This window comes from Niabella hirudinis (assembly GCF_051201075.1).
Lineage (GTDB): Bacteria > Bacteroidota > Bacteroidia > Chitinophagales > Chitinophagaceae > Niabella > Niabella hirudinis.
In genome coordinates, this window is record NZ_JBPEHJ010000003.1 from 107608 (window position 1) to 121547 (window position 13940).

General features: G+C 43.9%; 14 protein-coding genes and 1 tRNA gene. 8 read left to right on the plus strand and 7 right to left on the minus strand.

The features are described 5' to 3' along the window. Positions 1-7 precede the first annotated feature (7 nt). The 3 genes from GGU45_RS07020 to GGU45_RS07030 are packed head-to-tail and all read left to right on the plus strand — an operon-like array spanning position 8 to position 2711. Positions 8-1054, plus strand: a complete 1047-nt coding sequence (locus tag GGU45_RS07020) for a hypothetical protein (protein WP_435223292.1) — start codon at positions 8-10, stop codon at positions 1052-1054. Between the two features lie 49 nt (positions 1055-1103). Beyond that, positions 1104-2399 carry a lysine N(6)-hydroxylase/L-ornithine N(5)-oxygenase family protein gene (locus GGU45_RS07025; protein WP_435223294.1) on the plus strand — a complete coding sequence of 432 codons (1296 nt, stop codon included), beginning with the start codon at positions 1104-1106 and terminating at the stop codon, positions 2397-2399. A gap of 39 nt (positions 2400-2438) precedes the next feature. Continuing rightward, a complete protein-coding gene (locus GGU45_RS07030) occupies positions 2439-2711 on the plus strand; it encodes a hypothetical protein (RefSeq protein WP_435223296.1) in 273 nt (90 codons plus the stop codon). A 452-nt stretch (positions 2712-3163) separates the two neighbouring features. Here the strand turns inward: GGU45_RS07030 and GGU45_RS07035 are convergent, their stop codons facing one another. The 4 genes from GGU45_RS07035 to GGU45_RS07050 form a co-directional block, all read right to left on the minus strand. After that, the gene (locus tag GGU45_RS07035) at positions 3164-3634 is read right to left on the minus strand and encodes a JAB domain-containing protein (protein ID WP_435223298.1); all 471 of its coding nucleotides are present in this window, start codon (positions 3632-3634) and stop codon (positions 3164-3166) included. Between the two features lie 223 nt (positions 3635-3857). Next, the gene (locus GGU45_RS07040; RefSeq protein ID WP_435223300.1) at positions 3858-4979 is read right to left on the minus strand and encodes a hypothetical protein; all 1122 of its coding nucleotides are present in this window, start codon (positions 4977-4979) and stop codon (positions 3858-3860) included. Further along, positions 4980-5342, minus strand: coding sequence for a hypothetical protein (locus tag GGU45_RS07045; RefSeq protein WP_435223301.1), 363 nt, complete (start codon positions 5340-5342; stop codon positions 4980-4982). Beyond that, on the minus strand, positions 5339-5683 hold the full coding sequence (locus GGU45_RS07050) for a helix-turn-helix domain-containing protein (protein ID WP_435223303.1): 345 nt from the start codon (positions 5681-5683) through the stop codon (positions 5339-5341). The genes GGU45_RS07045 and GGU45_RS07050 overlap by 4 nt, the downstream gene beginning before the upstream one ends. A gap of 126 nt (positions 5684-5809) precedes the next feature. Here GGU45_RS07050 and GGU45_RS07055 point away from each other — a divergent pair, with 126 nt between their 5' ends. Further along, on the plus strand, positions 5810-6181 hold the full coding sequence (locus tag GGU45_RS07055) for a hypothetical protein (RefSeq protein ID WP_435223305.1): 372 nt from the start codon (positions 5810-5812) through the stop codon (positions 6179-6181). A gap of 65 nt (positions 6182-6246) precedes the next feature. Here the strand turns inward: GGU45_RS07055 and GGU45_RS07060 are convergent. After that, a tRNA-Asn gene (locus GGU45_RS07060) sits at positions 6247-6320 on the minus strand. 100 nt (positions 6321-6420) lie between these two features. Next, entirely contained in the window at positions 6421-7311 is an 891-nt protein-coding gene (locus GGU45_RS07065) for an aldo/keto reductase (RefSeq protein WP_435223307.1), read from the minus strand. A gap of 201 nt (positions 7312-7512) precedes the next feature. Here GGU45_RS07065 and GGU45_RS07070 point away from each other — a divergent pair, with 201 nt between their 5' ends. Further along, positions 7513-7962 (plus strand): MarR family winged helix-turn-helix transcriptional regulator, encoded by a 450-nt coding sequence (locus tag GGU45_RS07070; RefSeq protein ID WP_435223309.1) that lies wholly within the window; start codon positions 7513-7515, stop codon positions 7960-7962. Between the two features lie 45 nt (positions 7963-8007). Beyond that, positions 8008-9228 carry a glycoside hydrolase family 10-like protein gene (locus GGU45_RS07075; RefSeq protein ID WP_435223311.1) on the plus strand — a complete coding sequence of 407 codons (1221 nt, stop codon included), beginning with the start codon at positions 8008-8010 and terminating at the stop codon, positions 9226-9228. A gap of 60 nt (positions 9229-9288) precedes the next feature. Here the strand turns inward: GGU45_RS07075 and asnS are convergent, their stop codons facing one another. Then, a complete protein-coding gene (gene asnS, locus GGU45_RS07080) occupies positions 9289-10740 on the minus strand; it encodes an asparagine--tRNA ligase (protein WP_435223312.1) in 1452 nt (483 codons plus the stop codon). 101 nt (positions 10741-10841) lie between these two features. On the opposite strand from asnS, the gene GGU45_RS07085 reads away from it, so the two are divergent. Both GGU45_RS07085 and rho read left to right on the plus strand, forming a co-directional pair. Continuing rightward, complete coding sequence (locus GGU45_RS07085; RefSeq protein ID WP_435223946.1) at positions 10842-11894, plus strand: CapA family protein; 1053 nt, start codon at positions 10842-10844, stop codon at positions 11892-11894. 169 nt (positions 11895-12063) lie between these two features. Beyond that, positions 12064-13770, plus strand: coding sequence for a transcription termination factor Rho (gene rho / locus GGU45_RS07090; protein ID WP_435223314.1), 1707 nt, complete (start codon positions 12064-12066; stop codon positions 13768-13770). Positions 13771-13940: the final 170 nt, after the last annotated feature.

Below are 13940 nucleotides of genomic sequence, written 5' to 3' on the forward strand. Positions count from 1 at the left end.
TTTTTCTATGAACGCTATTGAAAGCAGGGGGCTCGCCCTTGCAAGGGGATTTATTGTCCTGATCATGCCCGCCGTCCACTCTGTATTGCTGTATAGCTCTCCTGATGTAAAATCAGGCCCGATTGGAATAATGCTTGGATTCCTTGCTGAGCAGCCCGGCGCACAGTTTTTCATGTTACAAATGGGATTATTTATTGGTATCGGACGGCCAAAAAGCACAAAGGCAATTCTGAAACGCTTTCTGACTCTCTTTCTGGCCGGCTACCTGCTGAATTTTTTAAGGTTGGTATTACCATACTGGTGGGGCGGAGTTCCCCAAACGTTCCTTGCGTACAATAATATCCCACATGACCAATACACCGCGTTTTATCTAATGCTGGCGGGAGATATATTACAATTTGCGGCGTTGGCTTACCTGTGTTGCCAGCTCGTGCAGCGCCTCATCAAGAACGTTTATCTCAAAGCCGGGCTTCTTCTTATTCTCATCTTTTTAACGCCCCTAACCTGGGTTGAGCAATCTGGTCATTCAATTTTTCAATACATTTTAGGGTTATTCAACGGGCTTCCGCCCAGAGCATTTTTCCCTTTCTTTCCATGGATCTGCTATCCACTTACGGGGTTAATTATAGCACAAATAATTACAGCCAACCACAATCGTTTTAAAACACCGTTTTGGTTTGTTGTATCTGTTATGTTACTGGTTACTGGTATAGTTGTTAGCAGCATAGAACCGGCCTCTTGGGAAACCAGTTTTTACAGACTGGGGCCTGGTGGAACATTATGGCATCTTGGTGCGGCACTGGCATGGATGGTACTGTTTATTTTCCTGTCAAAAAAATTAAGCCGGAATAGCTTCTTGACCCTTCTTGAATGGCTAAGTGCCAGGATAACGCTGATCTATTTTACGCAATGGATCGTAATTATCTGGCTCCTGCCGTTTTTTGGATTTAGCAGGCTGGGACTCCCAATGTCTTTGGTTGCTATAACAACAACCAGCGTGATCAGTTTCATGTTGCCATATTTATGGGACAGGTTTATTAAAAACAAAAACTGATTACCGGAGGGACCTAATTGTACATAAGCGTTAAAATAAATAGTTGAACATGAGAAACGAAATCATCTACGACATAGCCGGGATCGGTATTGGCCCGTTTAACCTGGGGTTGGCAGCGCTCTCAGAACCACTGAAAGACATTAAAACCATTTTTATTGAACAAAAACCGGAGTTTAGCTGGCATGAAGGAATGATGATTCCCGGCACAACACTGCAGGTGTCCTACCTGGCTGACCTGGTAACGCTTGCAGATCCTTCCAGTAAGTTCAGCTATCTGAACTACCTGAGAAAAAGCAACCGGTTACTGCAATTCGGTATTCATGAAAAAAGTTATATCACGAGGAGCGAGTATAACCGGTATTGCCGGTGGGTTTGCACTCAGTTGAATAACCTGCAGTTTGGCTGTTGCGTTAAAATGATTGCTTACAACACTGCTCATAATTATTTTGAAATCAAAATGAAAAATACCGTGGATAATAAAACAGATACAATCCTGGCAAAACATATTGTTGTAGGCGCCGGCACAAGACCAGCTATTCCAGAGCGCTTCGATGACTATTTAGGGGAAAACGTTATTCATTCTTCTTCCTATTTATACTATAAGGACGACATCATGAGGGCTAAAAATATTGCTGTTGTCGGATCCGGTCAAAGTGCTGCTGAAATATTCTTCGACCTTTTAAACTCAGTGAATAGTTCATCAACGAGACTTAACTGGCTTACTAAATCTGACAGGTTTTATGCCATGGAGCACACCAAGCTGAACTATGAAATGACCTCACCTGATTACATTGACTTCTTTTATGGTCTTGATCGTGAAGTAAAAGAGCAGTTACTCAAAAATCAATTTTCTCTTTATAAAGGCATCAATCACCAGTTAATTGATGCTATTTATGATAAGCTATACTATATGCATATGGAGGAACAAAAGCAACAGGTAGCTATCCACCCGCATGTTGAATTAACTGGTATTATAAAACGAGCAGATAATGAGTATGCATTAACCTTTTACCATAATGCAGCAAAGAAAAACTTTGGGGTGTTGTCTGATTTTGTGATACTCGCAACCGGATATCAATATGGGTTTCCGCATTTTCTACGTCAGCTCAAAAACCTGATTCAATTCGATCAATCAGGTAACTATAAAGTGAATCGAAATTATTCCATAGATGATGCTGATCGCCTCTTTGTTCAGAATGCTGAAATGCATACGCACGGCTTTAATACTCCAGATCTGGGCTTGGGAGCCTACAGGAATGCTGTTATCATCAATAGCATTTTAGGCGGGAAGACATACCCCATAGATGAAGCGACCTGCTTCCAGACTTTTGGGGTTGCTGTGTAAAGACGCGCGCATTTATTATTCAAAATAAACCTCTATTCTATGACCCGAACCTATCAATTGTGGTTTACAAAAGCCGTTGCTCTTTGTTTTAAACCATGGCTCAAGCCCGATGAAGCCATGATCTATTGTAATTTGAACCGTACACAGCTCTTAAGCCGCTGCCGGTTATTTGGAATTAAGAAAAACAGCAGCGGCTATTTTAATCGGGAGGAGCTAAACAAAATGCTCTCAGGAGAATATATATCTATGGCCCAAAGGTGGGATGAACTTTTGAAACCCGGCAGGGCCGGCGGCAGTAAGCGGGGGAAATAAGGCCCGTTTTGCTCTCAAAAATTTCGCGCCGGGTGCTCTTTTTTCTTCCTGATGATTTTTTCTCTGAAAAATTTTCATTGATTTTATTCATTTCCTGTGAACAACCCTCGTAGAAACCGCTACAAAAAAAGCATCCTTCCTAAAAATTTTTTACTTTGATTATCTTATTTGTAATATTTGTTGATTTGTAGGGAGCGTGTAATATAGATGGGGTCATCGTTTCAGCGAATTACCCGCGACAGGTTCCGAACAGTACCGCGACAAATACCAAATACCAGGGCGACAGATTCCGAACATCCGGCGGGGCAGATTCCGAACGATGCACCTTGAACCGCGACAAAAACCGAATAGGGATTTTAATATGTGGATAACGTATCACCCTTGCCAGGCTTCTTCCCGGGGAAAGAAATTAAAGAGGCGAGGAATTTCACGGTTTCAGGACAAAAAAAGGGCTAAAGCAGCCCTTGATCACGAAATGAAAAATACCCGTCTGGAGTAATGATCAAATGGTCGAGTATTTCTATGTCCAGTAATCGCCCAGCTTCTGTAAGCTTCCTAGTAATTCGTTCATCAGCGAGACTAGGCTGCAAGTTTCCGCTCGGATGATTGTGAGCAAGTATAATCCCCACGGCACTTGCCTTTAAGGCTGCTGTAAATACCAGTTTAGGATCAACAACTGTACCGCTGATGCCACCTGAAGAGAGCTCATAAATTCCTAATACATGGTTAGAACGATTCAACAACAGTATCTTAAACTGCTCCAGGTATTGAATGCGCCCGGCATCCCAGTTATCCAGTAGCCGGTCGTAAGCACTGCCAGAGCTGGTTATTTTAGGCCGCTCGGCAACCGGGATGGGGTTTCTGTACACCAGTTCCACTTCTGCAATCACATTCATGCTTTCTTTGATCGATACACTTTCCATAATTAAACGTTTAAAAGATTTAAGAAAATAATTATGGTGCTCACGCCCGGTTAAAGGAGACCAGGTGCAAAAAGCAACGGAATAAAAGATAGCCCCGGCCCAATCCGACTTCCCGCAGCGGCGGAGAAGGGATTGGGCTGCGTATAGATCCCGTGTTTATGCCGGAATTTTTTGTCAACGCCGGAGCCGGCAACCGAACTTTGTACCAGAATAATGTTCCTGATTAAATGTTCTTCTGAGTTTGGTTAACCCATAACGCCTTTTTGTTCAACCATTCTGTAATAGATTTAAGCACATAACGGGAGATATTATTTACAGGATTAGCTGTCTTGGTTGCCTTATGTATGTACTCATTTAACGCCATTAATTTTTGCAGAATCAATTGGTAGCTGTCTTCGTAGGAAAGAGCATCGTTTAATGTGCCTGCAATGGATCGGGTATCGTTTTCAGCAAAATCAAAATGCGTTTTTAATAGATGTAGTACATGGTTCACTCTGCTATCTACGACAGCAGCAGGTGTGGGAACAATGATTTTAAAATTGAGCCATTCAACCGTTTTATTCTTTCTTTGCTCAAATCCCTCGGCGGCACAATTAAACCAGCAATCAGATTTTTTCTCCAGATCTTTTTGAATCGGTAGAAGTACCCTTCGCTTAAATTCTTTGTATTCCTTATAATCGCTTACAGGTATGCCCAGCTGTAGTTTTAAGGCTTCAAAAGATATTCTAAAGCCTCCCTTTTGTTTCCAGCTGGCAATGATCATGTAGAGCTTGTAAGTATACTTGTTAGTAGCGCTCATCGCTACCTCGTAGAGATATTTTGTAAAATACCCAGGGCGGCCATTACCAGTACGGTCAATCTCGATCAACTTACGGGCTGCATCTTTAAATAGCTCCACGTACATAATACTGTTGCCAGCTACTATTTTTGGCAGCTCAACTCGTGGAAATAATGTGGCAATGCAATAATAGTCTTTGCTGATAGAGGAGGGGAGTTGTATGCTGGCCTTGCCCAATTCCAATGCAGCCTCATACACTTCTTTGTACTGGCGGGGGTGTGCAATATCCTTTAAGCGGATAGGGATACGTATCAGGGTACTTTCTTCAGAGATAAAAAGATTAAGCTGAGTCCAGTCCTTGCCGTTCATGCTGGCGAGTACCGCTTCCTGTAATTCCTTTATCAGAGTAACAAGGATGCGGCCTTGCATTAGTGTAAATCCTCCTTCACGGCGCCGCAATTTACCTTGACCGTAAGTGAGCCGGTTGGGCTGGTAAAGCTCCGTGCATCCCGGTAGTATTACCGAGTAGTCGCTTTTCTTAGGCTTTTTTTCATTTAGGGTTCTCATCTAAAAGATAAGCTCCATCGGATCTAACAATTCCTGGCCGGTGTTTACATACACTGCGTTCTGCAATTCATGAAAAAAACGAAGCCGGTAAGTAATGGATTCATCAATTGTTACTGATACCCGCTTATCAGCGAAATTCAGCGTTATTTCATGCTCGCCGGTGTAAATGGTGGTTTCATAGCCCAATTTCTCAAGTAAGGTTTCACTGACCTCCAGTCCGATAATATCCCGGATGTTGTCGGCATTTTCTTTGTTTCCCAAATGGATGGAGCCGGTCACGTCCATAGCGATAACCACCCCGAATTTTTCGGGGTCATAAGAAAGGCTGATAAGGTTGCCTAGGCGAAGTTCCTGTGGTTTCATCTGTTAGAGCGTTTATTATTTTGTACCATCATCGTTATTGCATTTTCCTGCAATTCCGCTTCCGTAAGGATTCTCCCTTCTGCAATCCAGTTAAATATCTCCGTCCGGTTAAAATAGAGCGCCTTACCTTTCTTGGAAAAAGGGATCTCCGACTTATGAGTTTTCTGATAGAGTGTGGATCTTTTCATATTTAGCAAACGGCACACCTGCTCTACATTTAAAATTTCCGGAATTTCGGCAGGCTCCTCTTTGATCGTGTTTTTCTCAATCACATTCTGAACAGCTTCCTCTACCAAAAGCCGGAGTTCGTCCTTTTCCAGTTCTATGATAATTCTGCTCATTTTTATTCAGTTTTATTTGTTTTTGTTTAGTTTTTATACTATATTTGGATATAACAAACAGATAATATCGTTATTTGAATAAATTTAATCAAATAGTGGTAATTGGCAAACTTTTTTTGAGTGTTTATGGTTTTGGCAGAAAAGTTGAAGAAAGCCCGGAAATTACTCGGTGAAACTCAAGCAGTTGCTGGAACGAATAGCGGAGTGGCTCAAAGAGATATATCCTATCTGGAAGCGGGAAAAAAGAAATATTTGCCGACCGAATATATTTTGTATTTGCAAAAAAAGGGGTTTGATCTAAATACCGTTTTTGACGAAACTAAAGAATTGGCAACTATCGAAAAAAATGATGGAGAGGAGGTTCGGGTTCTTAAAAAGAAAATAGAAGAGCAGGAAGAATTTATCCGGTTGCAAAAGGATGCTATTGCACTTCGGGAACGTAAATTAAATGATCTGGAGACACGGCTGATTGTATCAGGGAAGGCAAAAATGGTTTAGTCGCATTTTTAGTCGCAAAAATAAAAAAGAGCTATGAATAAATTCATAACTCTTTGATTTTCTTGCTCCCCCTGCTGGACTTGAACCAGCGACCCTCTGATTAACAGTCAGATGCTCTAACCAACTGAGCTAAGGAGGAATTTCTTCCATTTAATCACCTGGATATATATCAGGACGATTAAGGGCTGCAAAAATAAGGATATTTTTATTTGAAAAGGAATTATTTCGAATATTTTTTATTACCGGTGCTGCCCATAAACTAGAGGGAGTAGAACGGCCGATAGCTGTTGCAGATCAGCGGGTTCTACAGGCTTTACGGCAGCCAGTAATTCCTTCAACTGCCCGCTGGTACGTACCCCTGCAACAACACTGGTAACCGCCGGGCGCTGCAATACGTATTGCAGCGCCATTTGCTGCGGAGGGTAGGAGCTGGTAAGCTCTTTGAGCGCCTGCTGCAGATGCTGTACATCGCGCACATTGTGGCCCAGGTATTCCTTTGCCGGTTTGTTGATCAGCAACCCCTGCGCCAGGGCACCTCTTACCAAAACACCTTTATGGTGTTCTTCTAACAAGGGAAGTACGGTTTCCTCCGGTCGCCGGTCAAGCAGACTATACTGCAGCATTACCGATTCAATAGAAGAACGGTTCACATACTCCCCTATCACATTGGGGCGGATGCTGCTGATACCATATTCCCTGATCTTTCCCTGTTGCTTCAGCGTTTCAAACGCATCAATCGTGTCGTCAATATCGTCTTCAATAGTACCTCCATGCAGCTGGTACAGATCAATATAATCGGTACCCAGCCGTTTCAGGCTTTGTTCTGCACAGCTTAATATATAGTCGCGGCGCGGATTCCAGTCCCAGCCGGAGCCATCCGCGCGCCATTGATTTCCCGCCTTGGTGGCCAGGAAAATATGCTTCCGGTAAGGTTTCAATGCCTGTCCCACCAGTTTTTCATTCTCGCCCTTTTCATATAAATCAGCGGTATCAAAAAAGTTAATTCCCGCTGCTATTGCTTCCTCTATAAGCCTTAAGCCCTCTTCTTTTGCAGTACTGTCTAACGACATACAGCCAAAACCAAGCACTGATACCGAAAAACCGGTGCTCCCTAAAACACGATACTCCATAACAATAAGTTTTTAAAGATCCGGATACTGCTGCCTTGAAACCGGTACTACTCAAAGTTTCCTTAAAATACGGGACGAGTGCGCGTTTGTATCCTTTTTTTTTATACTTTCCATGGTAAAGTTAAGCAGGATATTATTGCAGCCTCCTGGTTAACTGCACAACGCCGCCTTTCGGTGGCACACAAACTAAACATGGAATCTATGTCCATTGAGGAAAAAATAAACCAACGACAGTTCAGGAGCAGCTATCATAAGCTTGCATTAAACCTGATCTATACTGCCAGCAATCTTCAGGCCTTCCTGAAAGCCGGGTTTAAAAAGGAAGACCTGACGGTACAACAATATAATATTTTAAGAATTTTAAGAGGTGCCTTTCCACAGCCACTTTCCACACTCCAGATACGGATAAGGATGATAGACAAAATGAGCGATACCAGCCGCATTGTAGACCGGCTGGTATTGAAGAACCTGGTTACTAAATGCATCAACAGTGTTGACAACCGGCTGGTAGACATCCTTATAACCCCCCAGGGGCTCGAAAAGCTGGCCCTGCTCGACAAAACCGAGGATCGCATCGCAGCGTTTTTTAACCAGGTTACTACCGAGGAGGCAGAACATATCAGTCTGATGCTGGACAAATTACACGGCTGATAACGGGATTTTTTATTCCCCTCCATTGGGCTACATTTGTAGACTATGACATCGATCCGTTTTTCCCTCTTTGTTATTTTCACCCTTCTTTTGAGTAGTACCTGCATTGCCCAGCAACCTCAATATGAATTCCGCGGTGTTTGGATTGCTACAGTATTGGGTATTGATTGGCCTCCCCAAAATGTAAGTGTAGCGCAACAGAAAGCCGAATTTATACGCCAGCTGGATTTACACAAACGCAATGGAATGAACGCCATTATTGCCCAGGTGCGGCCCAGCGGCGATGCTTTTTATCCATCGCCTTACGAGCCCTGGAGCCAATGGCTGACGGGGGTGCAGGGGCGGGCGCCGGTACCATTTTACGATCCTCTGGCCTTTATGATACAGGAAACACATAAACGGGGCATGGAGTTTCACGCCTGGTTAAATCCATACAGGGCGGAGTTTTCTATTGGAAGATCCTCTGTCGCTTCGGATAATATGATCCGCAAAAGGCCGGACTGGTTTGTGACCTACGGTACTACCCGCTACTTTAACCCGTCCAATAAACAGGTACAGCAATTTGTGATCGATGTGGTAAAGGATATCGTACGGCGTTATGATATTGATGGCATCCATATGGACGACTACTTTTACCCTTATCCCATCGGCAATAAACCGTTTCCCGATGACTATGCGTACAAAAAATCGGGAACAACACTCAGCAAGGCAGATTGGAGAAGAAGCAATGTGGATTCCATGATCCGGAACCTGGACATTGCCATAAAAACACTTAAACCCTGGTGCAAGTTTGGAATCAGCCCCTTTGCCGTTTGGAGAAACGCTTCACAGGATCCGGATGGCAGCAATACGAAAGCCGGCATGACCAACTACGATGATCTTTACGCAGATATCCTGCTTTGGCTGAAAAAGGGATGGATTGACTACGTAACCCCGCAGCTGTACCGGGAGATCGGCGACCACCTGATCGCTTACGAAACCATGGTGGACTGGTGGAGCAAACACAGCTACGGACGCCATGTGTACATTGGACATGGCATTTACCGGTATTATGAGAACAATACGAACTGGAAAAAACCTGCACAGATCCCGGAGCAGATCCGGATATTACGAAACAACCCCAGGATCCAGGGTAGCGTTTATTTCAGCAGTAAGAGCTTTGATCGCAACCCTGCAGGATGGAATGATTCACTCCGTAATAATTATTACCGGCTCCCGGCAAAAATTCCACCGATGCCCTGGCTTCCGGAGCGACCAAAAAATTAGTGTATAAAAAAGGCAAGTTTATTAAGAACTTGCCTTTTATTTTTAAAATATCCTGTTCTATTAGAACTCTGCACTTTTGGGGGTCCGGGGAAAAGCGATCACATCCCGGATATTGCTCATACCGGTCACAAACTGGATCATCCGCTCAAAACCAAGTCCGAATCCTGCATGCGGAACAGTTCCAAAACGCCGGGTATCCAGATACCACCAAAGCTCTTCCTCGGATATGCCCATTTTCTCCATTTTTTCCAGTAACACATCCAGCCGCTCTTCCCGCTGCGAACCGCCTACAATTTCACCGATGCCCGGAGCCAGGATATCCATGGCTGCCACGGTTTTTCCGTCCTCATTAATGCGCATATAAAACGCCTTAATGGAAGCCGGATAGTTCATCAGGATCACCGGTTTTTTAAAATGTTTTTCCACCAGGTATCGTTCATGTTCACTTTGCAGATCCATGCCCCAGCCGGTGATCGGGTACTGGAATTTCTTTTTCTTATTATGATTGCTATCCTTCAGAATATCGATGGCTTCTGTGTAAGACAGGCGTTGAAAATCGTTGTTCAGTACAAACTCCAGTTTTTCGATCAAACCCATTTCACTCCGCTTGTCCTGTGACAATTGTTTTTCTTCATCGGCCAGGCGCTGAGCCAGGAAATCCAGATCTTCCCGGTTGTTTTCCAGCACATAGCGAATAATATACCTAATAAACTCTTCGGCAAGATTGGCGTTGTCTTCCAGATCATAAAAAGCCATCTCCGGCTCAATCATCCAAAATTCCGCCAGGTGTCGGGCGGTATTGCTGTTTTCTGCACGGAAAGTAGGCCCAAAGGTATAGATCTCACCAAAAGCAGTAGCACCTAATTCTCCCTCTAACTGACCACTTACTGTTAAATTGGTCGATTTTCCAAAAAAGTCTTCTTTAAAATTAACAGAACCGTCCTCGTTTTTTGGAGTGCTCTCGAACGGGAGTGTGGTTACCCGGAACATTTCGCCCGCGCCTTCAGCATCACTGGCGGTAATGATAGGAGTATGCAGATATACAAATCCTTTTTCATTAAAAAATTTGTGCACGGCAAATGCCAACGCATGCCTTACACGAAAAACCGATCCGAAGGTATTAGTCCTGAAACGCAGGTGCGCCTTCTCCCTCAAGAATTCCAGCGAGTGTTTTTTGGGCTGTAAAGGATATGCTTCTGCATCCGAATCGCCCAATATCTCAATGGTCTCTGCCTTTACTTCCAGCCTTTGCCCCTTTCCTACAGAGGGGACAACAGTTCCTGTTATTTTCAGCGATGCCGATGTAGTGATCCGTTTCAATAAGGACTCATCAAACATCCCCAAAGTAGCCACTACCTGCAAATTGGTATTGGTAGATCCGTCATTCAAAGCTATAAACTGGTTATTCCTGAAGGTACGTACCCATCCCATTACGGTTACTTGCTCTGCTTCCCGATAGCTATCGGGATCCTGCTGCAGGAGTTCTTTGATTTTGATCCTTTTGTTAAACATAATACTTTTCTTGAGCGGCAAAGATAATCACAAGATCCGTTCTTGCTATCTTTGTATCAATGACGCGCCTGCTTTTTGTTATAACAGCTAGCTTTTTGATTATGGGATGCAATGATCCCCGGCCAACACCAGCTACACCCGTTACTGCACAAAAAGAGTTACCCGCAAAAAAAAGAGCGTTAATAACCATTACTGCCGTTGGCGATATGATGCTGGGCTCCGATTTTCCAAATGCTTTGCGGATGCCTCAGAAAAATATATTGCTGCCTCTGGCAGATTCATTAAAATCCGGCGATTTCCTCATCGGTAACCTGGAAGGTGTGATTACCGATGCCGCTGTTCCCGAAAAAAAATGCAGCAATCCAAAAAACTGTTATGCGTTCCGGATGCCTCCGGGTACTGAAAAATATTTTAAAGACGCAGGCTTTGATTTTCTCAGCCTGGCCAACAATCATTCCGGCGATTTTGGAACCATCGGGCTAAACCAGACGATGTCCCTCCTGAAAAAGGCCGGGATTGGTTTTGCCGGTGTCAAATACCACCAGGCACACCGGATCATCCATAAAAATGGTCTTCGCTATGGTATCATCGCAGCAGGGTTTGGCTGGCGGCATCTTCATATAAGTCGCCCCCGGCAAATAACAGCGCTCATTGGCAACATCAGGGATAGCGCAGACCTCGTAATCATTTACTTTCATGGCGGCGCAGAAGGCGATGGTATGGATCGCGTATTAAAGCAAAAAGAAGTGTTTCATGGAGAAGACAGGGGCAATGTACATGCATTTGCCCGGGCCTGTATCGATGCAGGCGCCGATCTTGTTTTAGGAAGCGGCCCCCACGTTGCCAGGGGGATCGAATTGTATAAAAACAAGCTGATAGCCTATAGCCTTGGAAACTATGCTACCTATGGTTCTATAAGCCTTAGAGGACCGATGGGAGTAGCCCCCATACTCAACATACAGCTAAACCAAAATGGAGACTTTGCCGCAGGAAGGATCATTTCGACCATTCAATTACCGGCAAACGAACAGACACCAAGGCTGGACCCGGCAAAAACCGTAGCTATCCGGATGGAAGCATTAAGCCAGGCCGATTTTCCGCAGAGCCCGTTAAGAATTACCAAAAATGGGGAGATAATTATTAAAAATTTTTGATTTTACTGAAAAGATAGTAATTTTGCTGAAGAAATGACCTTATAACATATGATCATCTCTGCTGAATGATAATATCAATTATCGTTTGTCAATCCAAAAAACTTGAATTCTTTACCAAATTATTACCCCATTTAAGATTTAATCTTTTGATTAATCCCACACATTTTTTATGTATGATATTTTACAATTGAACGACATGCTCGTTCCGGAACTGTTGGACATTGCCGAACAGCTAAAGATTTCTAACGCCAAAAAATTGAACAAACAGGACCTGATTTACAAAATCCTGGATAGCCAGGCTGTAACAGGATCCAAAGCTTCCTCTGAAGAACGCCCCAAAAGAAAACGTATTGTAAAAGCTACCACCTCTATTGGTACAGAAGAAGCCTTTGTTGAAGAAGAAGGTAAGGAAGAAGAGGCCGATAAAGCAGCAAAAACACCAGCTAAACCGGCCCGGTCGGCTGGTACAAAAGCTCCGGCCAAAAAAGCAGCTCCTAAAAAGAAAGCAGCAAAAACACCGGTTAAAAAAGAAGAGCTACCAGCCGCAGAAGAAGTACCGGCTACCAATGATCAGGGTGAAGCAGAAGAAGAAACAGTCTTTAAAACAGATGCCGCTACGGAAGCCTTTATACTACAGGCTTTGAAGGCAACCGAGAAGTATGACGCGCCTCCCCCTGCCGCTATAGAAGAAACCGATTTTCCGGTAGAGAATAAAGTATATGCCACAAAGAAAGATCAGAACCCTTCATTCAATGTGGAATTTGACGGAATGATCCTGAGTGAAGGCGTTTTGGAAATGATGCCGGATGGATATGGGTTCCTGCGGTCCTCCGACTATAACTATCTTTCCAGCCCGGATGATGTATACGTTTCTCCATCGCAAATAAAATTATTTGGTTTAAAGACCGGCGATACCATCCATGGCGCCGTACGTCCTCCAAAAGAAGGCGAAAAATATTTTGCTCTTCTGAAAGTAGATACCATCAATGGCAAAAAACCGGATGAAGTAAGAGACCGGGTTCCTTTCGACTACCTGACTCCATTATTCCCCTACGAAAAACTAAATCTCTTTACCCGTCCTTCGGATCTGTCTACAAGGATCATCGACCTCTTTACACCCATTGGTAAAGGGCAGCGCGGATTAATTGTGGCTCAGCCAAAAACCGGTAAAACCATGTTGTTAAAAGCGGTAGCCAACGCCATCGCCGAAAATCACCCGGAGTGTTACCTAATGGTGGTATTGGTTGACGAGCGTCCGGAAGAAGTTACCGATATGGAGCGTAGCGTACGGGCAGAAGTAATCGCTTCCACATTTGATGAGCCCGCTGAAAAACATGTAAAGGTTTCTACTGTTGCATTGCAAAAGGCAAAACGGTTGGTAGAGTGTGGTCATGATGTGGTAATTCTTCTTGATTCCATTACCCGGCTGGCGCGTGCGCACAATACCGTGTCACCCGCGTCTGGCAAGGTATTGAGCGGTGGTGTGGAAGCCAACGCCATGCAGAAACCCAAACAATTCTTTGGTGCCGCCCGTAAAATTGAAAACGGCGGATCATTAACCATCCTGGCAACCGCCTTAATTGATACCGGTAGTAAAATGGATGAAGTGATCTTTGAAGAATTTAAAGGAACCGGTAACATGGAATTGCAGCTGGATAGAAGGCTCTCCAACAAAAGAGTTTACCCGGCCATCGACCTTACCGCGTCTTCTACCAGAAGGGATGACCTGTTGCTGGATAGAGACGTTTTACAACGGATGAATTTACTGCGCGTGTACCTGGCTGATATGAAGACGGAAGAAGCAATGCAGGAATTGCTACGCCGGATGAAAGGTACAAAGAGCAATGAAGAATTCTTGGCAAGTATGAATTCATAAGCTTACGCTTTTAATATTTTTAAGAACGAATGCGATGACTTTGGGTCATCGCATTTTTTTTGCATATTTGGATTTTTCGTGGAGCCGGACTTCCATATTTTGGAATACACCCTTTTTATTCATCTGCAGAACCGTTACATTTGCCGTTACAATAACATTAATTGTCATAT

Excerpts from the sequence above, each read along its gene's own strand:
- GGU45_RS07085 (WP_435223946.1), top strand. The coding sequence starts at position 10,842 with ATGGGATGCAATGATCCCCGGCCAACACCAGCTACACCCGTTACTGCA.
- GGU45_RS07035 (WP_435223298.1), bottom strand. The coding sequence starts at position 3,634 with ATGGAAAGTGTATCGATCAAAGAAAGCATGAATGTGATTGCAGAAGTG.
- rho (WP_435223314.1), top strand. The coding sequence starts at position 12,064 with ATGTATGATATTTTACAATTGAACGACATGCTCGTTCCGGAACTGTTG.
- GGU45_RS07040 (WP_435223300.1), bottom strand. The coding sequence starts at position 4,979 with ATGAGAACCCTAAATGAAAAAAAGCCTAAGAAAAGCGACTACTCGGTA.
- GGU45_RS07050 (WP_435223303.1), bottom strand. The coding sequence starts at position 5,683 with ATGAGCAGAATTATCATAGAACTGGAAAAGGACGAACTCCGGCTTTTG.
- GGU45_RS07065 (WP_435223307.1), bottom strand. The coding sequence starts at position 7,311 with ATGGAGTATCGTGTTTTAGGGAGCACCGGTTTTTCGGTATCAGTGCTT.
- GGU45_RS07030 (WP_435223296.1), top strand. The coding sequence starts at position 2,439 with ATGACCCGAACCTATCAATTGTGGTTTACAAAAGCCGTTGCTCTTTGT.
- GGU45_RS07045 (WP_435223301.1), bottom strand. The coding sequence starts at position 5,342 with ATGAAACCACAGGAACTTCGCCTAGGCAACCTTATCAGCCTTTCTTAT.
- GGU45_RS07020 (WP_435223292.1), top strand. The coding sequence starts at position 8 with ATGAACGCTATTGAAAGCAGGGGGCTCGCCCTTGCAAGGGGATTTATT.
- asnS (WP_435223312.1), bottom strand. The coding sequence starts at position 10,740 with ATGTTTAACAAAAGGATCAAAATCAAAGAACTCCTGCAGCAGGATCCC.
- GGU45_RS07025 (WP_435223294.1), top strand. The coding sequence starts at position 1,104 with ATGAGAAACGAAATCATCTACGACATAGCCGGGATCGGTATTGGCCCG.
- GGU45_RS07070 (WP_435223309.1), top strand. The coding sequence starts at position 7,513 with ATGTCCATTGAGGAAAAAATAAACCAACGACAGTTCAGGAGCAGCTAT.
- GGU45_RS07055 (WP_435223305.1), top strand. The coding sequence starts at position 5,810 with ATGGTTTTGGCAGAAAAGTTGAAGAAAGCCCGGAAATTACTCGGTGAA.
- GGU45_RS07075 (WP_435223311.1), top strand. The coding sequence starts at position 8,008 with ATGACATCGATCCGTTTTTCCCTCTTTGTTATTTTCACCCTTCTTTTG.